The sequence below is a fragment of the Streptomyces sp. NPDC088810 genome, assembly GCF_044750305.1.
GTDB lineage: Bacteria > Actinomycetota > Actinomycetes > Streptomycetales > Streptomycetaceae > Streptomyces.
Genome location: NZ_JBIVJQ010000002.1, coordinates 541,170 through 565,363 on the forward strand (window position 1 = coordinate 541,170; position 24,194 = coordinate 565,363).

The 24,194-nt window shown below is 73.7% G+C and carries 17 protein-coding genes; 7 read left to right on the plus strand and 10 right to left on the minus strand.

Features of this window, described 5'->3' with window-relative positions; all coding sequences use genetic code 11:
• The first annotated feature begins 74 nt into the window (after window positions 1-74).
• Both ACIP4Y_RS09020 and ACIP4Y_RS09025 read left to right on the plus strand, forming a co-directional pair.
• Window positions 75-3,353, plus strand: coding sequence for a type I polyketide synthase (locus ACIP4Y_RS09020; RefSeq protein ID WP_401390650.1), 3,279 nt, complete (start codon window positions 75-77; stop codon window positions 3,351-3,353).
• Window positions 3,354-3,407: 54 nt separating this feature from the next.
• Window positions 3,408-9,737 (plus strand): type I polyketide synthase, encoded by a 6,330-nt coding sequence (locus ACIP4Y_RS09025; RefSeq protein WP_401389762.1) that lies wholly within the window; start codon window positions 3,408-3,410, stop codon window positions 9,735-9,737.
• Window positions 9,738-9,820: 83 nt separating this feature from the next.
• Here the strand turns inward: ACIP4Y_RS09025 and ACIP4Y_RS09030 are convergent, their stop codons facing one another.
• Together ACIP4Y_RS09030 and ACIP4Y_RS09035 are read right to left on the minus strand one after the other, a co-directional pair.
• Window positions 9,821-10,576 (minus strand): SDR family oxidoreductase, encoded by a 756-nt coding sequence (locus ACIP4Y_RS09030; RefSeq protein ID WP_358646499.1) that lies wholly within the window; start codon window positions 10,574-10,576, stop codon window positions 9,821-9,823.
• A gap of 51 nt (window positions 10,577-10,627) precedes the next feature.
• Complete coding sequence (locus ACIP4Y_RS09035) at window positions 10,628-11,395, minus strand: arylmalonate decarboxylase (protein ID WP_401389765.1); 768 nt, start codon at window positions 11,393-11,395, stop codon at window positions 10,628-10,630.
• Between the two features lie 204 nt (window positions 11,396-11,599).
• On the opposite strand from ACIP4Y_RS09035, the gene ACIP4Y_RS09040 reads away from it, so the two are divergent.
• The 5 genes from ACIP4Y_RS09040 to ACIP4Y_RS09060 all read left to right on the plus strand — a co-directional run bounded on the left by ACIP4Y_RS09040 (window position 11,600) and on the right by ACIP4Y_RS09060 (window position 16,457).
• Window positions 11,600-11,785, plus strand: a complete 186-nt coding sequence (locus tag ACIP4Y_RS09040) for a lysine biosynthesis protein LysW (protein WP_358646495.1) — start codon at window positions 11,600-11,602, stop codon at window positions 11,783-11,785.
• A gap of 4 nt (window positions 11,786-11,789) precedes the next feature.
• Entirely contained in the window at window positions 11,790-13,076 is a 1,287-nt protein-coding gene (locus tag ACIP4Y_RS09045; protein ID WP_401389768.1) for a pyridoxal phosphate-dependent aminotransferase, read from the plus strand.
• Window positions 13,077-13,140: 64 nt separating this feature from the next.
• Window positions 13,141-14,379: an MFS transporter gene (locus ACIP4Y_RS09050; RefSeq protein WP_401389771.1), complete on the plus strand. Its 1,239-nt coding sequence runs from the start codon at window positions 13,141-13,143 to the stop codon at window positions 14,377-14,379.
• 16 nt (window positions 14,380-14,395) lie between these two features.
• Window positions 14,396-15,289: a fumarylacetoacetate (FAA) hydrolase gene (locus ACIP4Y_RS09055; protein WP_401389774.1), complete on the plus strand. Its 894-nt coding sequence runs from the start codon at window positions 14,396-14,398 to the stop codon at window positions 15,287-15,289.
• A gap of 124 nt (window positions 15,290-15,413) precedes the next feature.
• Window positions 15,414-16,457 (plus strand): LLM class flavin-dependent oxidoreductase, encoded by a 1,044-nt coding sequence (locus ACIP4Y_RS09060; RefSeq protein WP_401389777.1) that lies wholly within the window; start codon window positions 15,414-15,416, stop codon window positions 16,455-16,457.
• Window positions 16,458-16,531: 74 nt separating this feature from the next.
• Here ACIP4Y_RS09060 and ACIP4Y_RS09065 read toward each other — a convergent pair whose 3' ends face one another.
• From ACIP4Y_RS09065 to ACIP4Y_RS09100, 8 genes are all read right to left on the minus strand, one after another.
• The gene (locus ACIP4Y_RS09065; protein WP_401389780.1) at window positions 16,532-18,202 is read right to left on the minus strand and encodes an AMP-binding protein; all 1,671 of its coding nucleotides are present in this window, start codon (window positions 18,200-18,202) and stop codon (window positions 16,532-16,534) included.
• Window positions 18,199-19,320 carry a Glu/Leu/Phe/Val dehydrogenase dimerization domain-containing protein gene (locus ACIP4Y_RS09070; RefSeq protein ID WP_401389783.1) on the minus strand — a complete coding sequence of 374 codons (1,122 nt, stop codon included), beginning with the start codon at window positions 19,318-19,320 and terminating at the stop codon, window positions 18,199-18,201. The genes ACIP4Y_RS09065 and ACIP4Y_RS09070 overlap by 4 nt, the downstream gene beginning before the upstream one ends.
• A 34-nt stretch (window positions 19,321-19,354) precedes the next feature.
• On the minus strand, window positions 19,355-19,918 hold the full coding sequence (locus ACIP4Y_RS09075; protein ID WP_401389786.1) for a type 1 glutamine amidotransferase: 564 nt from the start codon (window positions 19,916-19,918) through the stop codon (window positions 19,355-19,357).
• An 11-nt stretch (window positions 19,919-19,929) separates the two neighbouring features.
• Window positions 19,930-20,733 carry an acetylglutamate kinase gene (locus ACIP4Y_RS09080; RefSeq protein WP_401389788.1) on the minus strand — a complete coding sequence of 268 codons (804 nt, stop codon included), beginning with the start codon at window positions 20,731-20,733 and terminating at the stop codon, window positions 19,930-19,932.
• Window positions 20,730-21,788, minus strand: coding sequence for an N-acetyl-gamma-glutamyl-phosphate reductase (gene argC / locus ACIP4Y_RS09085; protein ID WP_401389791.1), 1,059 nt, complete (start codon window positions 21,786-21,788; stop codon window positions 20,730-20,732). The genes ACIP4Y_RS09080 and argC overlap by 4 nt, the downstream gene beginning before the upstream one ends.
• Complete coding sequence (locus tag ACIP4Y_RS09090) at window positions 21,785-22,633, minus strand: RimK family alpha-L-glutamate ligase (protein ID WP_401389794.1); 849 nt, start codon at window positions 22,631-22,633, stop codon at window positions 21,785-21,787. The genes argC and ACIP4Y_RS09090 overlap by 4 nt, the downstream gene beginning before the upstream one ends.
• A gap of 1 nt (window position 22,634) precedes the next feature.
• Window positions 22,635-22,820, minus strand: a complete 186-nt coding sequence (locus ACIP4Y_RS09095; RefSeq protein WP_401389797.1) for a lysine biosynthesis protein LysW — start codon at window positions 22,818-22,820, stop codon at window positions 22,635-22,637.
• A gap of 68 nt (window positions 22,821-22,888) precedes the next feature.
• Complete coding sequence (locus ACIP4Y_RS09100) at window positions 22,889-24,040, minus strand: isopropylmalate synthase (RefSeq protein WP_401389800.1); 1,152 nt, start codon at window positions 24,038-24,040, stop codon at window positions 22,889-22,891.
• Window positions 24,041-24,194: the final 154 nt, after the last annotated feature.

The window sequence follows — 24,194 nt, forward strand, 5'->3', positions numbered from 1 at the left end:
GACGCTGACGACTGCAAGGAGTTGAACGGCTCATGGCGGGCGAGGACAAGCTCCGCGACTACCTCAAGAAGGCCATCGGGGAGGCGCAGGACGCGCGGGCGAGACTGCGCGAGATCGAGGAGCGGCAGCACGAGCCGATCGCCATCGTGGGCATGGCCTGCCGCTACCCGGGCGGTGTGGCCTCGCCGGACGACCTGTGGCGGCTGGTCGCCGAAGGCACCGACGCGGTCGGCGGGTTCCCGGTCAACCGGGGCTGGGACCTGGAGCGGCTCTACGACCCCGACCCCGACCGGCCGGGTACCTCGTACGGCCGGGAGGGCGGCTTCCTGCACGACGCGGACGGTTTCGACGCCGACTTCTTCGGGCTCTCGCCGCGCGAGGCGCTGGCGACGGACCCGCAGCAGCGGCTGCTGCTGGAGACGGCGTGGGAGGCGCTGGAGAGCGCGGGGCTCGACCCGGCCGCCCTGCGCGGCTCGCGCACCGGTGTGTTCACCGGGGTCATGTACAACGACTACGGCACGCGCGCCCACCGGCCCTCCGAGGGCCTGGAGGGCTTCCTCTTCAGCGGCAGCGCGGGCAGCATCGCCTCGGGGCGGCTGTCGTACACCTACGGCTTCGAGGGACCGGCCGTCACCGTCGACACCGCCTGCTCCTCCTCCCTCGTCGCCCTCCACCTCGCCGCCGGCGCCCTGCGCAACGGCGAGTGCGACCTCGCCCTGGCCGGCGGGGCGACGGTGATGTCGACGCCGGTCGCGTTCGTGGAGTTCTCCCGGCTGCGGGGGCTGTCCGCCGACGGGCGCTGCCGCTCCTTCTCCGCCGACGCCGACGGCACCGGCTGGGCGGAAGGCGTCGGCCTCCTCCTCGTCGAACGTCTCTCCGACGCCCGCCGCAACGGACACCGCGTCCTCGCCGTGCTGCGCGGCAGCGCCGTCAACCAGGACGGCGCCAGCAACGGGCTCACCGCACCCAACGGCCCCTCCCAGGAACGGGTCATCCGGGCCGCTCTCGCCGACGCCCGCCTCACCGCCGCCGACGTCGACGCCGTCGAGGCCCACGGCACCGGCACCCGGCTCGGCGACCCCATCGAGGCCCAGGCCATCCTCGCCACCTACGGCGCCGCCCACACCCCCGACCAGCCCCTCTGGCTCGGCTCACTGAAGTCCAACATCGGCCACGCCCAGGCCGCCGCGGGCGTCGGCGGCATCATCAAGATGATCCAGGCCCTGCACCACCACACCCTGCCCAGGACCCTCCACGCCGACAACCCCACCCCCATGGTCGACTGGACCACCGGCACGATGCGCCTGCTCACCGAACCCGTCCCCTGGCCCGCCGACCCCGCCGCACGCCCCCGCCGCGCCGCCGTCTCCTCCTTCGGTTTCGGGGGTACGAACGCGCACGTCATCCTGGAGGAGGCGCCCGCCGACGAGCCCGTGGACGGCGACCCGGTACGCCGGCCCGCCGGCGCGCTGCCCTGGCTGCTCTCGGCGAAGACCCCCCAGGCCCTCAAGGCCCAGGCCGAACGCCTCCTCACCCACGTCGAGGACCACCCCGACCAGGACCCGCTCGACCTCGCCCACTCCCTCGCCACCACCCGCACCGCCCACGCCCAGCGGGCGGTGGCGGTCGGCACCGGCCGGGAGGAGCTCGTCGCGTCGCTGCGGCAGCTGGCCGGAGCCGAGGTGTTCCCGGGACGCGGGTCCGGCGGCCGGGTGGCGTTCCTCTACACCGGCCAGGGCGCCCAGCGCATCGGCATGGGACGCGAACTCTACGAGACGTACCCCGCCTTCGCCGAAGCCTTCGACACCGCCTGCGCCGCCCTCGACCCCCACCTCGACCAGCCCCTCCACCACACCATCACCACCGGACACCACCTCGACGACACCCGCTACACCCAACCCGCCCTCTTCGCCCTCGAAACCGCCCTCCACCACCTGATCACCACCTGGGGCATCACCCCCCACCACCTCGCCGGCCACTCCCTCGGCGAACTCACCGCCGCCCACCTCGCCGGCATCCTCACCCTCCCCGACGCCGCCCGGCTCGTGGCCGCGCGAGGACGGCTGATGCAGTCCGCACCCGCGGGCGGCGCGATGATCGCCGTACAGGCCACCGAGGCGGAGATCGCCGCGCACCTGACGGACGGGGTCGACATCGCCGCCCTCAACTCGCCGGACTCCACGGTCGTCTCCGGTGATCCGGAGGCGGTGCGGCGGGTCGCCGACCACTTCACGGCGCTGGGGCGCAGGACCAGCCGGCTGAAGGTCTCGCACGCCTTCCACTCGGCGCACATGGAGCCCGTCCTGGAGGAGTTCCGGCAGATCGCGGCCACGGTCGACTTCCGTCCGCCGCGGATCCCGGTGGTCTCCAACCTCACCGGCGGGACGGGTGAGGACCTCGCCACCCCGGAGTACTGGACCCGGCACATCCGCGGCGCGGTCCGCTTCGCCGACGGCATCCGCACCCTGGAGGCCGAGGGCGTGACCACGTTCGTGGAGATCGGCCCGGACGCGGTGCTCAGCCCGTTGGTGAGCGCCGGTGCCGACCGTCCGCAGGAGCTGGCGGCGATCCCCCTGCTGCGGCGCGACCAGGCGGAGTCCCGGAGCCTGGTCGAGGCGCTCGGCGCCCTGCACACCCGCGGGGTCCCGGTGGACTGGGAGCGGTTCTTCGAGGGCACCGGCGCCCACCGCGTCCCCCTGCCCACCTACGCCTTCCAGCACACGCGGTACTGGTTCGAGGCGCGGACCCCCGAGCCGGCCGACGAGCAGGTCACGCCCGGGCAGCAGCCGTCGACGGATTCCGCCGGTCCCGGGCCGGCCGAGGTGCCGACGCTCGCCGAGCGGCTGGCGGGTCTGACCGCCGTGGAACGCGAGCAGCATGTGCTGACCCTGGTCACGCAGGAGATCGCCGCCGTGCTGGGCCATGCCGGCCAGGGTGCGGTGGCCGCGGACCGGCAGTTCCAGGACCTGGGCTTCACGTCCCTGACGGCGGTGGAGCTGCGCAACCGGCTGAGCGCGGCCGCGGGGATCGCCCTGCCCACCACGCTGGTCTTCGACCATCCGACGCCGGGCAACCTGGCCGCCCATCTGGAGTCCCTGGTGCAACCCGCCACGGGCGGCTCGGAACAGTCGGTCCTGGCCGAACTGGACCGCCTGGAGGCCGCGTTGACCGGTCTGCCGCCGCAGGACGAGGCGCGCGCCACCGTGGCCGTGCGGCTGCACGCGCTGCTCGCCGGACTCGACGTCCAGCCGCCGGTGCCGGTCGAGGCCGCGGCGGCGGAGCCCTTCGCGGCGGCTTCGGCGGACGACCTCTTCGCCTTCATCGACCAGCAGTTGGGCCGCGAGGCCCGCTGACGCCACCTCCCTGTCCCCATCGCCGTACGTTCTTCTAGGAGAGGCTGTTCCCGCATGTCCGCAGAGCCGTCCAACGAGCAGAAGCTGGTCGACTACCTGAAGTGGGTCACCGCGGATCTGCAGAAGGCCCGTGAACGCATCACCGAGCTGGAGAACGCCGGCGGCGAACCCGTCGCCGTCGTCGGCATGGCGTGCCGGTTCCCGGGCGGTGTGGCCTCTCCCGACGAGCTGTGGCGGCTGGTCGCCGAGGGCAGGGACGCCATCAGCGCCTTCCCCGACGACCGGGGCTGGGACCTGGACCGGCTCTACCATCCCGACCCGGACCACCCCGGTACCACCTACACCCGGCACGGCGGCTTCCTCGACGGTGCGGCGCAGTTCGACGCGGGCTTCTTCGGTGTGTCGCCGCGCGAGGCCCGGGCGATGGACCCGCAGCAGCGGCAGCTGCTGGAGTCCGCGTGGGAGGCGCTGGAGGACGCGGGGATCGATCCGGCCTCGCTGAAGGGCTCGCGGACCGGTGTGTTCGCGGGGCTGGTGGAGCAGAGCTACCTCGGCCTGGAAGGTCCCCAGGAGTACGAGGGCCACCTGATGACCGGCCGGTACGGCAGCATCGCCTCCGGCCGCGTCGCCTACACCCTGGGTCTCGAGGGCCCGGCCGTCTCCGTCGACACCGCCTGCTCCTCGTCGCTGGTCGCCCTGCACCTCGCCGTCCAGTCGGTGCGGCGCGGCGAGTCGGAGCTGGCGCTGGCGGGCGGGGTGACGGTCACGGCGACGCCGGGCGGTTTCGTGGACTTCTCACGGCAGCGGGGTCTGGCCCCGGACGGCCGCATCAAGTCCTTCGCCGCTGCGGCCGACGGCACCTCGTGGTCGGAGGGCGTGGGCGTCCTGGTGGTCGAGCGCCTCTCCGACGCCCGCCGCAACGGACACCGCGTCCTCGCCGTCCTGCGCGGCAGCGCCGTCAACCAGGACGGCGCCAGCAACGGCCTCACCGCGCCCAACGGCCCCTCCCAGGAACGGGTCATCCGGGCCGCGCTCGCCGACGCCCGCCTCACCGCCGCCGACGTCGACGCCGTCGAGGCCCACGGCACCGGCACCCGGCTCGGCGACCCCATCGAGGCCCAGGCCCTCCTCGCCACCTACGGCGCCGCCCACACGCCGGGACGGCCCCTCTGGCTCGGCTCGCTGAAGTCCAACATCGGTCACACGGTCGCCGCCGCCGGGGTCGGCGGTGTCATCAAGATGATCCAGGCCCTGCACCACGACACGCTGCCGCGGACGCTGCACGTGGACGAGCCCACCCCCATGGTCGACTGGTCCTCCGGCACGGTCCGGCTGCTGACCGAGCCGCAACCCTGGCCGGCCCGGCCCGACGGGCCGCGTCGCGCGGCGGTGTCCGCGTTCGGCGTGAGCGGCACGAACGCGCACGTCATCCTTGAGGAGGCGCCCGCCGACGAGCCCGTGGACGGCGACCCGGTACGCCGGCCCGCCGGCGCGCTGCCCTGGCTGCTCTCGGCGAAGACCCCCCAGGCCCTCAAGGCCCAGGCCGAACGCCTCCTCACCCACGTCGAGGACCACCCCGACCAGGACCCGCTCGACCTCGCCCACTCCCTCGCCACCACCCGCACCGCCCACGCCCACCGCGCGGCACTCGTGGGCAGGGACCGCGAGGACCTCACGGGGCAACTGCGGGCCCTGGCAGACCGGGTACCCGGCTCTTCGCCTCCCGCGGGCGGCAGGGTGGCGTTCCTCTACACCGGCCAGGGCGCCCAGCGCATCGGCATGGGACGCGAACTCTACGAGACGTACCCCGCCTTCGCCGAAGCCTTCGACACCGTCTGCGCCGCCCTCGACCCCCACCTCGACCAGCCCCTCCACCACACCATCACCACCGGACACCACCTCGACGACACCCGCTACACCCAACCCGCCCTCTTCGCCCTCGAAACCGCCCTCCACCACCTGATCACCACCTGGGGCATCACCCCCCACCACCTCGCCGGCCACTCCCTCGGCGAACTCACCGCCGCCCACCTCGCCGGCATCCTCACCCTCCCCGACGCCGCCCGGCTCGTGGCCACCCGCGCCCGCCTGATGGGAGCCCAGCCGCCCGGCGGCGCCATGATCGCGATCCAGGCGCCGGAGGACGCCGTCCGTCCGCTCCTCACCGACGACGTCGACATCGCCGCGGTCAACACCCCGCACTCCACAGTGATCTCGGGCAGCGCCCCGGCCGCCGAGGCCATCGCACAGGAGCTGCGCCGGCGGGGCCACAAGACGCACCGGCTCACCGTCTCGCACGCCTTCCACTCCCCCCACATGGACGCCGTCCTCGACGAGTTCCACACCACCGCGAAGCAACTCGCCTACGCGGCCCCGGTCCTGCCGGTCCTGCCCACCCTCACCGGCACTCTCGCCACCCCCGACGACCTGCGCACCCCCGAGTACTGGACCAACCAGCTCCGGCACGCGGTGCGGTTCGCCGACACCGTCCGCACCCTGCACGAGCAGGGCGTGACGACGTTCGTGGAGATCGGTCCGGACAGCGTGCTGTCCGCGCTCGCCCGGGAGGTCCTCGACGACCTGGGCGCCACCGCCGTCACGATCCCCCTCCTGCACCGGGACCGGCCCGAACCGCACTCCCTCGTGTCCGCCCTCGGCCGGCTGCACGAGGCGGGCGTGCCCGTGGACTGGCAGCGGTTCTTCGCCGGCACCGGCGCCCACCGCGTCCCGCTGCCCACCTACGCCTTCCAGCACGAGCGCTACTGGCTCGGCCCGGCGGACACCTCCGCGAACACCGCCGGTCTGGGCCTCGTCCCGGCCGGGCATCCGCTGCTGGGCGCCGCGCTGCGGCTCGACGACGGCGGCGTGGTCCTCACCGGACGCGTCTCACGCCGTACGGCGCCCGAGGACACCGTACGGACCGTGGCGGGTGTGCCGTTGCTGGCCGAGGAGGTGCTGGTCGAGCTGGCGGTCCGGGCGGCCGACGAGGCCGGCTGCGACGCGGTCGAGGAACTCGTCGTGGACGAGCCGGTGGCGCTGCCCGCCGAGGGCGCCCTCCAGGTGCAGGTCCGGGTGGGCGCGCCGGCCGGCGAGGGGCGCCGTGCCGTCACCGTCCACACGCGGTCCGACGACCCCGACGCGCCCTGGACCCAGCATGCGCACGGCACACTGGGGGCCGTACCCGTGATCGCACCGCCGGAGCCCGAGCAGTGGCCGCCGGCTGGGGCCGAGAGTGCCCCCGAGGACGGCAACCGGCCGCCGCTGACCGGTGTGTGGCGCCGCGGCGCGGAGGTGTTCGCGGAACTGGCGCTGCCCGAGGCGGCGGTCGAGGAGGCTGGGCGCCTCGGACTGCATCCGGCGCTGCTCGCGGCGGCGGTACGGCTGCTGCGGCCCGCATCCGGCGGGGAGGCCGGCGCGGTCCACTGGCGCGGGCTGCGCCTGCACGCCTCGGGCGCGACCCGGCTGCGGGTGCGCGCCGTCCCGCACGACGACGGCACCGTGGCCGTGCGGCTGTCCACCCCGGCCGGCCGCCCGGTGGCCGACGTCGAGGCGGTGACCGTGCGGCTGGCCGAACCGGCCCGGCCGGCGGCCCTCGCCGCCCGCGGGCACGAGGCGCTCTTCCACGTCGACTGGGTGCCGCGCTCCCTGGCCCCCGCTGCCGAGGGCACCCCGGTCCCGGAGATCGTGCGTCTGGCGACGGCCGCGCCCGGCGGCGACCCGGTGGACGCGCTGCACGTCACCACTGTGGAGGCGATGCGGCTCGCCCAGCGCGTGATGGCCGACGAGAGCGGCACCGGGGCCCCGGTGGCCGTGGTGACCTCGGGTGCCGTGGCGGCCGGCGGGGAGCCGGTCACCGACCCCGGCGCGGCCGCCGCCCTGGGCCTGCTGCGCTCGGCCCGGTCCGAGGCGCCGGGCCGGTTCGTCCTCGTCGACGCCGACCCGGCGACCGACCCCGCGCTGCTGACCGCCGCGGTCACCGCGCTCGCCGCGGCCGGGGAGTCCGAGGCGGCGATCCGGCGGGGCACGGTTCTCGTGCCGCGCCTGACCCGGGCGGCGGGACCGGCCGCCCGCCGGGGCGGGCCGCCCGTCCGCCCCGCCTTCGGCCCCGACGGCACCGTCCTGGTGACCGGCGGCACCGGTGCGCTCGGCGCCCTCTTCGCCCGGCACCTCGTCACCGAGCACGGCGTCCGGCACCTGCTGCTGGTCAGCCGCCGGGGCGAACAGGCACAAGGGGCCGGCGAGTTGGCTGCGCAGCTCGCCGGTCTGGGGGCGCGGGTCACGCTCCGGGCGTGCGACGTCTCGGACCGCCACGCGCTCGCCGCGCTCATCGCGGACATCCCCGCGGAGCACCCGCTCACCGCGGTCGTGCACATGGCCGGTGTCCGGGACGACGGTCTCGTCCCGGCGATGACCGCCGAACGCCTTGCCGGTGTGCTCGCCCCGAAGGCGGACGCGGCCTGGCACCTGCACGAGCTGACCCGGGACCGGGACCTGACGGCCTTCGTGCTGTTCTCCTCGGTGGCGGCCCTGCTCGGCGGCCCCGGACAGGCCGACTACGCCGCCGCCAACGCCGCGCTGGACGCCCTCGCGCAGCACCGGGCGGCCCGGGGCCTGCCCGCCACGTCGGTCGCCTGGGGCCTGTGGGCCGAGGCCGGCGGCCTCGCCGAGGGGCTGACGGAGGCCGACCTCAAGCGGATCGCCCGCACCGGCCTCCTCCCCGTGCCCACCGCCGAGGGCCCGGGCCTGCTGGACCTCGCGCTGCGCTCGGGCCGCCCGGACGCCGTGGCCGGCCCGCTGGACCTCGCGGCGCTGCGCGAACAGCCCGCGGTACCGCCGGTGTTCACCTCACTCGTCCGCCGCCCGGCGCGGCCGTCGGTGACCGACGAGGCCACCGCCGAGCCCCCGCTCGCCGAGCTGCTCACGGACCTGTCACCGGCGCAACGGCAGGCCGCCGTGCGGGACATGGTGCTCGCGGAGACGGCCGGCGCGCTCGGTCACGCGGGCAGCGCGGGCATCGACGCGCAGCGCCCCTTCCCGCAGCTCGGCCTGGACTCGCTCACCTCGGTGGAGCTGCGCAACCGGCTCGCGGCGCACACCGGCCTGGGCCTGCCCGCCACCCTCGTCTTCGACCACCCGACGCCCGCGGACCTCGCCGCGCACCTGCTGACCCTGTTCGACGAGGGGCCCCGGGCCTCGGGCGCGCCGGCGGTGGACCACGCCGCGGACATCCGGCTCGACCCCGCGATCCGCCCCGCCGAGCAGGTCGTCCGCACGGTCACGGACCCGGACGAGATCCTGCTCACCGGCGCCAGCGGCTTCCTCGGCGCGTTCCTGCTGCGCGACCTGATGCGGCGGACCCGGGCCAGGATCCACTGCCTGGTGCGCGGCGCCGACGACGCGGCGGCCTACGCGCGGCTGCGGGCGAGCCTGGAGTGGTACCGCGTCTGGGACGAGATCGACCCGGACCGGCTCTCGGTGCTCGCCGGCGACCTGGCCCGGCCGCTGCTCGGTCTCCCCGAGGAGTCCTTCGAGGGCCTGGCCCGCACGGTGGACGTCGTCTACCACGCGGGCGCCACGGTCCACTGGCTGCACCCCTACACGGCGCTGCGGGACGCCAACGTGGGCGGCACCGAGGAGATCCTGCGCCTGGCCGCCCGGTACCGCACGGTGCCCGTCCACCACGTGTCCACCGTCGGTGTCTTCAACGGCCCCCGCGTCCCGGGCGTGCCCCTGAAGGTGACCGACCCCACCGGGCCCGCCGACGCGCTGCCCAGCGGCTATCTGCAGAGCAAGTGGGTGGCCGAACAGGTGCTGGAGCTGGCCCGGGAGCGTGGTCTGCCGGTGTCCGTGTACCGGGTGGACGTGATCTCCGGCGACCAGGTCAACGGGGCCTGCCAGACACGTGACTTCGTGTGGCTCGCGCTCAAGGGCCTGCTGCAGTCGGGTGCGGTGCCGGCCGGTGTCGAGGGGCGGTTCCACCTGCTGCCGGTCGACTACGTCAGCGCGGCGATCGTGTCGATCTCCGGCCGCCCGGCGGCGGCGGGCGGCACCTTCCACCTGTTCAACCGGGACGCGCTGGGCCTCGGCGAGTGCGTCGCCCGCCTGCGGGCGCTCGGCTACCCGCTGCGGGACCTGGCCCCGGAGGCCTGGCGGGAGCTGGTCCGGTCGGACCGCGACAACGCGCTGCTGCCGCTGCTGCACGCCTTCGAGCTGATGACGGGCGACACCGACGCCTTCTATCCGGCCCTGGACACCACGCAGACGGAGGAGGCCCTCTCCGGCACGGGGATCGCCTGCCCGCCGCTCACCGGCGAACTCTTCGACCGCTACGTCGAGTTCTTCGTCCAGGAGAACCACTTTCCGGCTCCCCCGCAGTCCGGGTGACGCCCGCTCCCGGCACGCCGCCGGCCTCGCGCGCCGCCCCGGTCGGGGCGGCGCGCGAGGCCGGCGGTCCGGACGGGCGGGGCTTACAGCCGCAGGTCGTGGATGCCTCCGTCGACGGCGAGGATCGTGCCGGTGGTGCCGGAGGCGTCGGTGGCCAGGAAGGCGATGGCCTCGCCGACCTCCTCGGGCCGCGCCAGCCGGCCCAGCGGGTGGCGGTCGTTCAGCGCGTCCCGCTCCGCCTGCGGGTCGGCGGTCTTCGCCAGCACCCGCTGGATCCACGGGGTGTCGACGGCGCCGGGCGCTACGGCGTTGACCCGGATGCCCTCCCGGACGTGGTCGGCGGCCATCGCCAGGGTCAGGGAGTGGACGGCGCCCTTGGACGCGGAGTAGAGGACGCGCCGCCGTACCCCCATGGAGGCGAAGACGGAGCAGGTGTTGACGATCGCGGCGGCCGGGGACTTGCGCAGGTACGGGAGCGCGGCACGGGCGAGGCGCACCATGCCGACGACGTTGACGTCCAGTACGCGCCGCCACTCGTCGTCGTCGTTGTCGGTGATGTCGCCCTGCGCGGCGATGCCGGCGTTGTTCACGACGATGTCGATGCGGCCGAACCGGTCGGCGACCTCGCCGACGGCTGCGCGCACGGACGCGTCGTCGGAGACGTCGCAGACGATGCCGACGGCCGGTGCGGCGACCTCGTCGGGTTTCAGGTCCAGGGCGGCTACCCGGACGCCCCGGGCGGTGAGCGCGGCCGCGGCGGCCGCGCCGATGCCGGACGCGCCGCCGCTCACCACGGCCACGAGGGGATCGGACGACTGTGCTTCGCTGGTGACGGCCACGGTGGGCGCCTCCTTGACGGTGGGTGCGGTCGGTGAGAAGGGAAGGGCTGACTACCGGGGCCGGCGCGGCGTGCCGCGCTCCAGCCGCTCCAGGAGGGGGTGCACCTCGGCGCCGGCGGCCCCCACCGTGCGCCGCGCCCACCAGGCCGCCGCGAGGTTGGACGTCAGCAGCGTGGTCCGGCCGAACTCGCGGTCGAGTTCGGCCAGGGCGGCCAGGGTGCCCATGCCCGTGCCGGTGAACAGGATCGCCCCTTCGTCGGGGAGGCCGGCCTCGCGTATCCGGCCGAGGAGGGTCCTCGTCGTCACCCGGTACGGGTCGAACTCGTGGTCCTGCTCCTTCGGGTCCGCCACCGCCGGGGCGAGGACGACGCGGTCGACGGCGACGCCGGCCTGCTCCCAGAAGGAGCGCGACGTCTCCGTGAGCCAGTCCCAGTAGGGGGAGACGAGGGTCAGGCGGGATATCCCGAATTCCTCGCACACCGCGAGGATGGCCTGCGTCGTCGACTGCACGGGATAACCGAACGCCTCGGACAGTTCGGCCACGAAAGCCCGGTCGCCGTCGGGTCCCAGCAGATAGTGCGAGGCGTTGCAGGCCACCACGGCGGCGTCCAGGCGCATGCGGCCGAAGGTGGCGAGCGTGTCCGCGAGCACGTCGTTGTACCGGAGCATCGTTTCCTTCACACCCATTCCGGGAGTCAGCGGGAAACGCGCGGTGTACACATTCAGCTCGGTGCCGATCAGACGGTTGAACTCCGGTTCGGCGAGCGGGTTTTCGGGGGGAACGACCAGCCCGAGCCGGGGCAGCGGGAAAATGTCCATGGCGGCACATTAGTTGCCGCTCCGGGCACCGGCCGCGGTAATCCGGCGGACTTGACATTCCGCCAGGCCAATCTTGCAACTCCTTTCCGTCTTGACACTTCTTGACAATCCACTACAGAGATTTAACCGGCCCGCCTTTACTCTTTCCGGCGGCGCGTTGGAAGGTGGTGGACCGTTGCGAACCTCACCGAACGGAGTTGATCCATGTCCAGCGCCACCCTCACCGGCGCCTGCCCCGAGTGCGAGACCGAGCTGACCGTCCCGCCGGTCGTCCAGGGCGAGACGCTCTCCTGCCCCGAGTGCATGCTGACCCTCCGCGTGGAGGACATCGCGGACGGCCGGCTGACCCTGGAGATGGTCGAGGTCCAGCTGCGCGACTGGGGGCAGTGACAGCATGTCCGATGCCCCGTCCATCCCCATGTCGGCGACCCTGGCCGCCGACGAGGCCCTGGACCGCAGGCGACGGGCCGGGGAACAGGTCCTGCCCATGGCCGGCGGGGAGATCGGCCTGCCCGTGCTTCCCGCGCTGCGCCGGCGGCTCGCCGCCGCGGCGGACGAGAACGCGTACGGGCCCGTGGCCGGCAGCCGGGCGCTGCGCGCCGCCGCCGCCGGGTACTGGGGCCGGCGCGGTCTCGCCACCGATCCCGGGCTCGTCGTGGCCGGGCCGGGCAGCAAGCCGCTGCTGTTCGCGCTGCTGCTCGCGCTCGGCGGGGACGTGATCGTGCCCGTGCCCAGCTGGGTCAGCTACGCCGCACAGGCCCGGCTCGTGGGGGCCCGTCCCGTCCCCGTGCCGATCGCGCCGGGACAGGGCGGGGTGCCCGACCCGGAGCGGCTGCGCGCGGCCGTCACCGCGGCGCGGGCCGCCGGCCGGGATCCCCGGTGCGTGGTGGTGACCCTGCCGGACAACCCGACCGGCACCGTGGCCTCGCCCGGCACGGTGCGCCGGCTCGCGGCGGCGGCCCGGGAGCTGGACCTCGTCATCGTCTCCGACGAGATCTACTGCGACCTCGTGTACGACACCTCGGCGCCCGCCGAGTCCCCGGCCCGGCACGCCCCGGAGCGCACCGTCGTCACCACCGGGCTCACCAAGAACCTGGCGGTCGGCGGCTGGCGCACCGGTGTGGCCCGGCTGCCCGACAGCGCCGCCGGGCGTGCCCTGCACGGCCGCCTCGTGTCGGTCGCCAGCCAGATCTGGTCCAGTCCGCCGGCGCCGGTGCAGGCCGCCGCCGCGTACGCGTTCGGCGAGCCGCCGGAGGTCGCCGAGCGCGTGGCGGCCAGCCGCCGGCTGCACGAGACCGTGGTCCGCGCGGTCGCCGGCCGGTTCTCCGGCGCGGGCGCCCTGCTCGCCCCGGTCCGCGCGACCTGCTACCTCTATCCGGACTTCACACCGCTCGGGGACCACCTCGCCCGGGCCCACGGCGTGCACGGCGGTGCGGACCTGGTCCGGTTCCTCGGTGAGCGGCACGGCATCGGCCTGCTCCCGGCCGGCGCGTTCGGCGAGGAGGGCGACCCCTTGCGGATCCGGGCCGCCACCAGCCGTCTGTACGGCGAGGACGACGAGCAGCGCACCGCCGCGCTCGCGGCGGCCGACCCGCTCGAACTGCCGTGGATCCGCAAGAACCTTGAGCAGATCGACTCCGCGCTGGCCGATCTCACCGGCGCCCGCACCCCGCGGGCCTGAGCCGTTCCCGTCCCGGGAGGACCCTTCCACGCCGGGCTCGACCCTCACACCGAAGGCACCCATCATGACTAGCGCCGAGCCGTCCACCGGCACCGCCACCCCAGTCCCCGCAGCCGGCACCGCGCCGGCGGCCGAGCAGAAGCTGCCGATGGCGGCCCTGCTCGCCCTGGCCGTCGCGGTGTTCGTCACCAGTCTCACCGAGACCCTGCCCGCCGGGCTGCTGCCCGCCATGAGTTCCAGCCTGCACACCAGCGAGTCGGCCACCGGCCAGACGGTGACCATCTACGCGCTGGGCACGGTGCTCACGGCCATCCCGCTGTCCGCCGCGACCGCGGGATGGGGCCGCAAGCGCCTGCTGCTGACCGCCATGGCCGGCTTCGCCGTCGCCAACACCGTCACCGCCCTGTCGGTGAACTACCCGCTCACCCTGGTCGCCCGGTTCGTCGCCGGTGTCGCCGCCGGACTGGCCTGGGCCCTGCTGGCCGGCTACGCCCGCCGCATGGTCGCCCCGCACCAGGAGGGCCGCGCGATCGCGATCGCCATGGCCGGCATCCCCGTCGCCCTGTCGCTGGGCGTCCCGGCCGGGACCTTCCTGGGGCAGGTGGTCTCCTGGCAGGCCGCCTTCCTCGCGATGACCGCCCTGACCGTGGTGCTGCTCGTGTGGATCACGGTCGTGGCGCCCGACCACCCCGGCCAGCCGGCCGGCGGCAAGATCCCCATGCGCAGCACCCTGCGCGTGCCGGGTGTCGCCGCGGTGCTGACCGTCACCCTGGTCTTCGTCCTGGCCCACACCCTTCTGTACGCCTACATCGCCAGCTACCTGGACCACATCGGCATGGGCGGCCAGGTCGACTCGGTCCTGCTGGTCTTCGGCGTCGCCTGCCTGGTCAGCATCTGGGTCGTCGGCGCCCTCATCCACCGGCACCTGCGCGCGCTGACCGTCGCCGGCACCCTGCTGGTCGGTGTCGCCGTCGCGGTCATGGGCGCCTTCTCCGGCACCGACGCGCTGGTCTACGTGGCCGCCGCCCTGTGGGGGCTGGGCTGGGGCGGGGTGCCGACCCTGCTGCAGACCGCGGGCGGCCAGGCCGGCGGGGAGGCGGCCGAGGCGGCCCAGGCCATGCTCGTGACCCTGTGGAACGTCGCGATGGCCGGCGGAGGCATCGCCGGCGGCCTCCTGCTGGACGCCGCCGGCGCCGGCGCCTTCCCCTGGACGGTGCTGGTCCTCCTGGTTCCGGTCCTCGCCATCGTGCTCGCGGCCCGCTCCCACGGGTTCCCGGCCGCCCATCCATCCGCCCACTCCTGAGGAGACCCCGACAGCCATGTCCATCATCTTCGAGTGCGAATACCAGGGCCGGCGGTACGCGGGCCACGGCCTGCCCGTGCCCGGCAGCCCGCTCACCCTGTACCCGGTGGCCGACGGGCAGTTGCAGGCGGCCCTCGTCGCGGGTCACGGCCCCGAGGACCTGCGGTCCGCCGTGGGCGGCGAGCACGGCCGGATCGAGGTGGACCCCGGCGACGCCGGCCTGCGGTTCCTCCCGCCGCTGCTGCCGACCGCCTCCAACAACGCCCTGATCAACGGGTTCATGGGCACGCACCGCTCCAAGTTCGACCGCGCTCCGGAACCGGACGAGGAGTTCACCCCGCCGAACTACTACATCAAGGGCTTCGGTTCCTGGCTGCGGCTGCCCGACGAGCCGCTGACCACCCCGGCCGACCCGGTGTGGCTGCTGGAGGAGCCCGAGGTCGTCCTCGTGTACGCCAACGACGACCAGGGAGTCCCGCACTACGCCGGCTACACCTTCGGCAACGACCTGAACGACATCGGCCTGCACCTGAAGAACCCGTGGGCGTGGACCCCGTACGCCAAGCTGTGCGAGACCTCGATCACGCCGTGGCTGTTCCTCGGCACCCCGCCGGAGAAGGTCACCGGCAGCGTCACCATCGAGCGCGACGGTGCCGCGGCCTGGCAGGGCGGCTTCTCGTGCGGTGCCGACTCCATCTTCCACCGGATCCCGGACATGGCCGAGTACCTGTTCTCGTACCCGGTGCTGCGCCGGCCGGGCCTGGTCAACTACCTCTTCCTCGGCGCGGACAAGGCCACGTACCACGACGGGTTCCGGATCGAGAACGGCGACCGGATGGTCATCGACGTGTCCAGCCACGGGGTCGTGCTGGCGAACGAGGTCCGGTACGGGGCGGCGGCCCCGAAGTAGCCCAGCCGGACGCTCCAGGCGCTCGGGCCGGGTGTGCGGGATCGCAATGCTCCCGCACACCCGGCCCGGGCCTTTTTCATGACGGACCGCGCACGTGTGCGCGACGTACGGAGGGACAGCAAGGATGGTCGACGCACTGTCCGTTCTCGACCTGGTGGCGGTCGGAGAGGGCCACACCACGCGGGAGGCCCTGCAGACCTCGGCGCGGCTCGCCCGCCTGGCCGAGGCCCGCGGTTTGCGCCGCTACTGGGTCGCCGAACACCACTCGATGCCCGGCATCGCCAGCAGCAGCCCCGCGGTGATCCTGGCGTACCTCGCCGCCCAGACCACCCGGATCCGGCTCGGTTCCGGGGGCGTCATGCTGCCGAACCACGCCCCGCTGGTCATCGCCGAGCAGTTCAACACCCTGGAGGCGATGGCCCCCGGCCGGGTGGACCTCGGGCTCGGACGCGCCCCGGGCACCGACCAGTTGACGGCGCGGGCGCTGCGGCGCACCGACGGTCCGGCGACGGGCGACTCCTTCCCCGCCGACGTGGCCGAACTGATCGGCTTCCTCCACGACGACTTCCCCGACGGGCACCCCTATCGCCGGGTGCACGCCGTGCCCGGCCCGGTGCAGGGGCCCTCCGGCGGGCGGCCCGGGGTGTGGCTCCTCGGGTCGTCCGGGTTCAGCGCCCAGCTGGCCGGCCGGCTGGGCCTGCCCTTCGCCTTCGCCCACCACTTCGCCGCGCACCACACCATCCCCGCGCTGGAGCTGTACCGGCAGACGTTCCGGCCCTCCCCCGTGCTGGCCGAGCCCTACGCCGTCGTGGGCGTCTTCACGTTCGCGGCGGAGACCGAGCGGCAGGCCCGGGACCAGGCCCTCACCGGGGCGCTGACCACGGTGCGGTTCCGCACCGGGCGCCCGGGGCTCGTACCGACCCCCGAGGAGGCCAGGTCGCATGTGTTCACCGGGTACGAGCGGGACGTCCTCGGCGGCTGGCTGGAGAACGCCGTCCACGGCACACCGGACTCGGTACGGGACCAGCTGGACGAGCTGCGCAAGCGGACGGGCGCCGACGAACTCATGCTCGCGTCCAACGCGCACGGCTTGGAGGAGCGGCTCGCCTCGCTGTCCCTGATCGCCGACAGCTACGGGCTCCCGCACGTGCAGCCCGGGCCGGCGTAGGACTCCCGGTCCACGCGACAGCGCGGCGGCACCGCCCGAGGGCAGTGCCGCCGCGCTGGGTGCGCCGGGGCGGGTCAGGCTCCGGCGAGGCGGCGCCGGAGTTCGGCCTTCTTGACCTTGCCGGTGAGGGTCTTGGGCAGTGCCTCGACCAGGTCAAGCCGGTCCGGGAGGAAGCGGGGGTCCTGGCCGCGGCCGAGCAGGTGCTCCCGGATCTCCCGGAGCGTGGGCCGGGCCCCGCCGCCGCGAGGCACGAGGACGGCCACGATGGGGTCGTCCGCCTGGCCGGTGGGCCCGACCAGCGTCGCCTCCGCGATCTTGGGGTGCGCGGAGAGGATCGCCTCCAGTTCGGCCATGGGGACGACGATCCCGTCGCGCAGGATCGCGTCCTTGGCCCGGCCCAGCACACGGATGCCGCCGCGGCCGTCGTCCCGCGCCACGTCACCGGTGTCGAACCAGCCGTCCGCGGACAGTTCGGCGTCGAAGGCGGCCTGGTTGCGGTAGTAGCCGAGGGCCTGGGAGGCGCCGCGCACCCGCAGCCGGCCCACGCGGGCACGCTCGCCGGGGTCGCCGCTGCCCTCGATGCGGATCTGCATGGCGTCGATCGGCCGGCCGTGGCTGTGCGCGGACCAGTCCTGGTCGTAGTCGAGCCGGCTGATGGTGATCGGCCCGAACTCGGACATGCCCCACACCGAGTACGTGGTGGTGTCGAAGGTGTCGCGCAGCTCGTCCACCAGCTCCTGCAGCACCGGCTGGGCCCCGGTGACGGTGTGGCGCAGGCTGGACACGTCGTGCCGGTCGGCGCGCTGGGCGGCCGCCACGCCGAAGAGCGTGGGCGGCGGGCCGTACAGCAGGGTGGCCCGGTAGCGCTCCGCCAGGTCCAGCAGGCTGGTGTGGTTCCTGCCGTCCTGGAAGGCGACCGTCCCGCCGAGCATCACGCCGGCGAGGACGCCCTGGGCGAAGCCGGAGTAGTGCACCAGCGGGGTGGTGACGACGGCCACCAGGTCGTCGCGGAGCAGGAAGGTGTCCACGTAGCCGCGCACGCCCGAGTAGACGGTGTTCTGGCTGTGCACGACCCCCTTGGAGAAGCCGGTCGTGCCGGAGGTGAACAGCACCACGAACGGCTCGTCGGACCCGAGTGCGCGGCCCTCCAGGTCGCCCAGGCGGGTGTCCTCCCAGGGCACCGCGACGAAGTGGTCGTGGAAGTCGAGCGTGCCCTCGGGTGCGTGCCCGCCGACCACCACCACGTTCTCCAGCGGCAGTCCGGGACGCAGCGCGGCGACGTCCCGGGCGAGCGGACGGCCGTCCCACTCGGCGACGGTGACGCACAGCCGGGCCTCGGTGAGTTCGAGGCGGTGGCGCAGTTCCTCGCCCTGGCACTCCGGCGCGATGGGACAGATGACGGCGCCGACGGCCATGCAGGCGTACATCAGCGGCACCATCTCCCACCGGTTGGGCAGCTGGACCGCGACGACGTCCCCCCGCCGGACGTCGAGTTCGAGCAGGGCTCCGGCGAACCGGTCGGCCAGCAGGGAGAGTTCGGCGTAGTCGAGGGTGTCGGTACGCGCCTCGCCCAGCCGGCGGCCGGCGACGGCCAGCTTGCGCGGCCGGATCCGGGCCTGCCGGCGCAGGTCGTCGAGGAACGTCTCGTCCCGCCACCAGCCGCGCGACCGGTACTCGGCCGCGCGGTCCGCCGCCGGCGCCGGGGCCGGCGCCGGTATCGGGGCGGGGGGAAGGGTCGTCGTCATCGCAGTTCTCCACGTCGTACCGTCAGCAGCTCCGGCAGCGGGTCGCCGGCGCGGGCGGCGGCGATCTCCAGCAGGGCCCGGGTGTTCTCCCGCACCCGGTCGCCGATCCAGTCGAAGACCCACGCCTTGCGCGCCTCGGCCGCCAGCTCGAAGGGGACGACCCGGGTGACGGCGAGGGCCGCCGCGCCGGCGCCGCCGATGTTGGCGATGACGCCCGGCACGAGGGTGGCGCCGGCCGCCCGCGCCTTCTCCCGCGCCTCGGCGTCGGAGGCGAGGTTGGCGCCCTCGACGATCAGGCCGGCGCGCAGCCGGTGCGCGTTCTCGGCGTTCAGCGCGTGCTTCTGGGCCGCGAGGACCAGCAGGTCGGCGTCGACGTCGAGCCAGGCGTCCGGCCCGCTGGAGAGGGTGACGTGCTGCGGCAGGCGGGAGCGGTCGATCAGCCCGAACTCGTCGGTGACGGCGACCAGGTCGGCCACCGGCAGCCGGTCGGCACTGATGGTGCCCTGGGCGTCCGCGACGCCCACGACGACGTGGCCGCGGTCCTCCAGGAACCGGGCGACCGCGCGGCCGACCGCGCCGAAGCCCTGCACCACGACCCGGGCGGGTCCGGTGCGGCCGCTCGCCTCCAGGGCGGTGACGGCGGCGACGCCGACGCCGTGCCCGGTGACGTCGATGAGCGGCTCGTAGTAGGTGCGCCAGTCGATCGGCATGTCCGGGGCGCCCAGCCGGTAGCGCGGGTCGTAGCCCGCCTCGTCGAAGAACACGGCGCGGTCGGCGGGGGTGACGCCCATGTCGATGCCGAGGTGGATACCGCCGTGCAGCAGCGGCTTGACGGTACGGCCGAAGGTGCGGAAGGTCTCCTCGCGGTTGCTGCCGTCGGAGACGATGCCGCCCTTGGCGCCGCCGATGCGCAGACCCGCGAGGGTGAACTTGTGGGTCATGTCGCGGGCGAGGCCGGCCACCTCCTCCCGGGTCACTCCGGGGGTCATCCGCACGCCGCCCATCGCGAGACCGTCGACCAGCGTGTCGATCACGACCCAGCTCTTGATGGCGCCGCCGCTGCCGTTCAGGTGCACGACGAGCGCGGGGTCCTGCGTGGTGTCGTCAACAAGGCTCATGTGCCGAGTACTCCTGTTCGTTCATGAGGTGCGTTCACTGGTAGAGCTGTGCGAAGCCGCGCAGGATCTCCAGGCCGTCGCTGCGGAACTCCAGGTGGGCCTGCGATCCGTAGATGCGGCCGTCGTCGGAGCGCAGGAACTCCACGGGCGCGTGCTCGGAGCGGCCGATGGAGCGGAAGCCCTCCGGGGCCTCCTGGAGGTAGAGGGTGTGCCGGTGGAAGACCGTCACGGTCGGCTTCACATGGGTGAAGAGCGGATCCTCCTTGTCGACCTGGACCTCGTAGCCGCCGACCCGCTGCGGGCCCTCGGCCAGCCGGCCGCCGGCGGCGACCGCGAGGATCTGCATGCCGCCGCAGATCCCGAAGACCGGGACGTCGGCGTTCATGACGAGGTCGACGAGCGGCTTGTAGTACTCCTGGTCGAAGGCCCGTACCTTGGTGCCGCTCAGCACGACGGCCTGGTAGCGGCCGTCGAGCCGGGCGGGCACGGCGGCCGGTTCGACGGTGTCGGTGTCCGAGCCGAGCGCTTCGAAGCGCCCGCGGAGCTGTTTCAGGGAGAGTGTGCGGTTGTTGACGACCAGCACACGGGATTTCGCCACGTGGGTGCTCCTCAGGTTCGCGTGATGACGGTGCCGGTGCGGGCGGCGAGCAGGTCCGTGACGGGTGCGCTGCCGATGACGACGCGCTCCACTCCCCGGTCCAGGGCCTCGCCCGCGGCCCGGAGCTTCTTGCGCATGCCGCCGGTGGCGCCCTTGTCGCGGAACTCGGCCGCCGCCTGCGCGGTGATCTCGCGCACCGGTTCGCCGTCGATCAGCAGGTGCGCGACGTCGGTGACGAGGATCAGGTCGGTGGCGCCGGTGGCCCCGGCGATGGCGGCGGCGGCCCGGTCGGCGTCGGTGTTGACCTCCTGCCCGGCGGCGTTGCGGGCCAGCGGGGTGACGAGGTAGGCGCGCCCCGGCTCCAGCTTGGTCAGCGGCGCCGGGTCCACCCCGGTGATGGGGCCGACCAGGTTCTCCAGTTCGACCAGCTGCTTGTCCTTCCACCACCAGCGTTCGCCCGCGCCGGCGCTGACCAGGCCGTCGCTGCCGAGCAGCCGCTCGGCGGCGATGCCGCTCTGTTCGAGGCGCCTGAGCACCTCCCGGCCCAGCTCGGCGCTGACGGTCTTGATGTCCTCGATGACCTCGGGCGTGGTCCAGCGGCTCTGGTTGCCGTACCGGTCGCGCAGGATCGCCGAGGGCTCGCTGTAGCGGGGGCTGAGCTGCTTCAGCGGCTTGGACCAGCCGTGGACGAGGACCAGCGGCCGCTCACGGCCGTGCTCGGCCAGGTCGTCCCACCAGCCGCCGTCGAGGTCGGCCAGGCAGCTGCCGCCGAGCTTCACCACGGTCGGGGGCAGCGGTGTCGGGGTCTCGGTCATGCGGGCATCACCGGCTGCATGGTCAGGCCCGTGTCCTCGGGCAGGCGGAAGCGCTTGTTCACGGCTTGCACGGCCTGCCCGGCGGCGCCCTTGACCAGGTTGTCCAGGGCGGCGAGGACGACGATGCGGCCGGCGTCCGGGTCGTGCAGGGCGGTGACGTCGCAGTAGTTGGAGCCGAGCACGGCCTGCGGGTCGGGCACCGGGATCAGCGTCTCGTTGTGCCGCCGCACCCGTACGAAGGTGTGACCCTTGTAGAACCTGAGGTACGCGCGCTGCAGTTCCCGCTGGTCCACCTGCTCGTCGGTGTACACGTAGACGCTGGCGAGCAGCCCGCGCACGTGCGACACCCCGTACGCCGACATGGCCAGGGAGCCGACGCTGCCGGGCTTGCTGCGCAGCAGGAAGTCGCTGACCTCGGCGGCGTGCCGGTGCCCGGTGGGGGCGTACGGCGCGATCGCGCCGTTGCGCAGCGGGTGCAGGTCCGGCACGCGCAGTTGCAGGCCGCCGCCGCTGGAGCCGCTCTTGCCGTCCACGACGACCGTGCTGAGGTGCAGGCCGAGACCGAGGGTCAGCGGCGCGAGCCCGAGGGTGATGGCGGTGGCGTAGCAGCCGGGCACCGAGATCAGCGGGGCGTCCACCAGGGCGTCACCGACCAGCTCCGGCACGCCGTAGACGAAGCGGTCGGCCAGCTCGGTGGTCCGCTCGGCCTTCGGGTACCAGCGGTCGTGCAGCTCCGGGGTGCGGATGCGGAAGGCGCCGCTCAGGTCGGTGACGCAGGGGACGCGGTCGGCGAGTTCCGCGGCGATCCGGGCGGAGACCGGGGCGGGCGTGGCGAGGAACACCACGTCGCACCGCTCGGCCACGCGGTCGGCCGTGACGGGCTCGACGGTCAGGCCCAGGTCGAGACGGAGCCCGGGGTGCAGCTCGGCCGGCCGCCGGCCGGCGCTGGAATTGCCGCCCAGGTAGGTCAGTTCCATCTCGGGGTGCTGGGTGACCAGCCTGATGAGTTCTCCGCCGGCGAGCCCGGACGCGCCGACGATTCCCACACGGATCATTCGAGTGTCTCCTGGACGTAACGGACGACGACCGACGCGATGTCGACCCCGGTCGTCGATGCCACTCCCCGCCAGGCGGGTGCGTGGTTGACCTCGTTGACGAGATAGCCGGACGGGGTCTTGAACAGGTCGACCCCGTAGATGCCGGCGCCGAGCCGGTCCACGACGCCGTCCACGATCTTCTGCACGTCGGGGTCGTGGGCCAGCGCCCGGCTCTGGTTGCCCAGGGCCGCGTTGCTGCGCCAGTCGGCGCCGGCGCTCTCGAACTCGGCGGCGGCGACGATCTCCCGGCCGACGACCAGGCAGCGGATCGACCCGCCGCCGAGGTACGGCTCCACCAGGCAGGCCTGTTCGAAGGCGTGGCCCAGGTCCTCGACGTAGTCGTAGACGGACTGCGCCAGATCGGCGTCGCGGACCAGGGTGACGCGCTTGCCCATGCCGCCGTAGACCGGCTTGAGCACGACCGGCACGCCCAGGTCGACGAGCGCCTTCTCGAAGTCCTTCCGGGACAGCACGAGCCGGAAGTCCGGCACCGGGACGCCCGCTTCGCGCAGGACGGCGCGCAGGACCAGCTTGTTCTCGCAGGAGTGGATCGCGGCGGCCGTGTTGAGGACACGCAAGCCGTCGGCCTCGGCGAGGGTGGCGATCAGGCCGCCGCGGGTGTAGCTGCGGCTGCGGACCATCAGCGCGTCGTAGTCCTTGACGGACAGGGCGTCGCGGTGACCGGCGCACAGGGACTCGTCGTTGACCCAGTCGATGCTCAGGCCGAAGTCCTGGGCGGTCTCGATCAGCCGGCGTTCCTCCCAGCCGACCCGGTCCGCGACGACGGCGACTCGGTTGGTCATGTCACTGGCCCCAGTCGCGGAGCTGGACCTCGACCATCTCCAGGGTCAGCCGGCCGTCGGCGATGGCCTCGATGCGCAGCGTCAGCATGCACTCGGGGCAGGAGAGGGTCTCGCCCTCGACCATCTCGGGCACGGTCAGGTCGGTCTCGCACTCGGGGCACGAACCGGTCAGGACAGCGGTGCTCATGACAGAACTCCGATCATGGTGACGGGTAGGGGGAAGGAGAGGTGCTCGGAGCGCGGGCTCTACGGCGCTCAGGCGGCCTGGAAGTCGACGGCGGCCTTGCGGACCGCCTCCTGGTCCAGGACCGGGGCGCCGCTGCGCTCCTGCCGCTCGATGAGCCAGGCGGTGAAGGCCTCGACGTCGACGTCGACGCCCGAACCGGCGAGCGCCCACTTGACGAGGGCGGGCGTGAGCCGGGTGCGCACGCGCAGCTCCCGGGTGTTGCCGACGAGTTCGGCCGGCAGGGTCTCGTACGCCTCCGGGTGGCTGAGCTGACCCGGCAGTTCGTAGGCGAAGGCGTGCGGCGTCGTCGGACCGGACTGGAAGGCGCTGCCCAGACCGGCGCCCCTGAGGGCCACCCGCGACAGCTCCGTGAGATGGGTCAGGTCGAACCGGGTGTCGCCGTGGATGACGCGCAGCGAGGTGAGCAGCTCGGCCAGCGGGGCGTTGCCGCCGCGCTCGCCGATGCCGCCGACGGTCGCCGAGATCCACTGCGCGCCCGCGCGCACGGCGGCCAGGGAGTTGGCGACGGCCATGCCCAGCATGTTGTGCGAGTGGATCTCGATCTCGGAGCCGTCGATGGCGGTGAGGTCGGAGATGACCTCCTCCATCTGCCAGGGCGACAGGTACGCGACGGTCTCCGCGAGCCGGAACCGGTCGGCCCCGGCCTCGAAACCGGCGGTGACGTAGGGGACGAGCCGCCCCTTGGGGGTGCGGGCTCCGTCCTCGCCGCTGAACGTGACGTGGAAGCCGCGCTCCTTGGCCTGCGAGATCGCCGAACGCGCCAGCACGTTGAGGAACTTGGCGCTGGGCGAGCCGAGCTTCAGCTTGGCGTGCTGCTCGGAGGTGGGGATGGAGTACATGATGTGCCGTACGCCCAGGCGTTCGGCCTCGTCCAGGGCCTTCTTGACCTGCTCGCGGTCGCGCACCACGACGAGCGTCATGCTGCGCTCGGGGCCGATCGCCTCGTGGGTGGCGAGGACCAGGTCGGCGTCCTTGGAGTCCGGCCCGGACACCATGCCGACCTCGACCAGGTCGATACCCGTCTTCACCAGCAGTTCGGCGATGACGGTGGCGTCCTTCGGCCCGAATTCGACACCTCCCATGTGGGCGGAGTCGCGCAGGGTCGCGTCGGACAGACGGGGCAGCCGCGGAAGGCTTCCCTCGTTCACTGATTCAGCCATTGCGTTCCCTCCTTTTCCAGAACCTGCTTCGTTTTCGACACCGAACATGCTGCGCGACCCTGTGCAAAGAAGTGATGCGCGCTCTGTCAGAGCTCTGTCAAGGGCTGTCAGGGAATGTCACGCCGGGCAAGAAGTGCGAATGATTTCTCCGGCT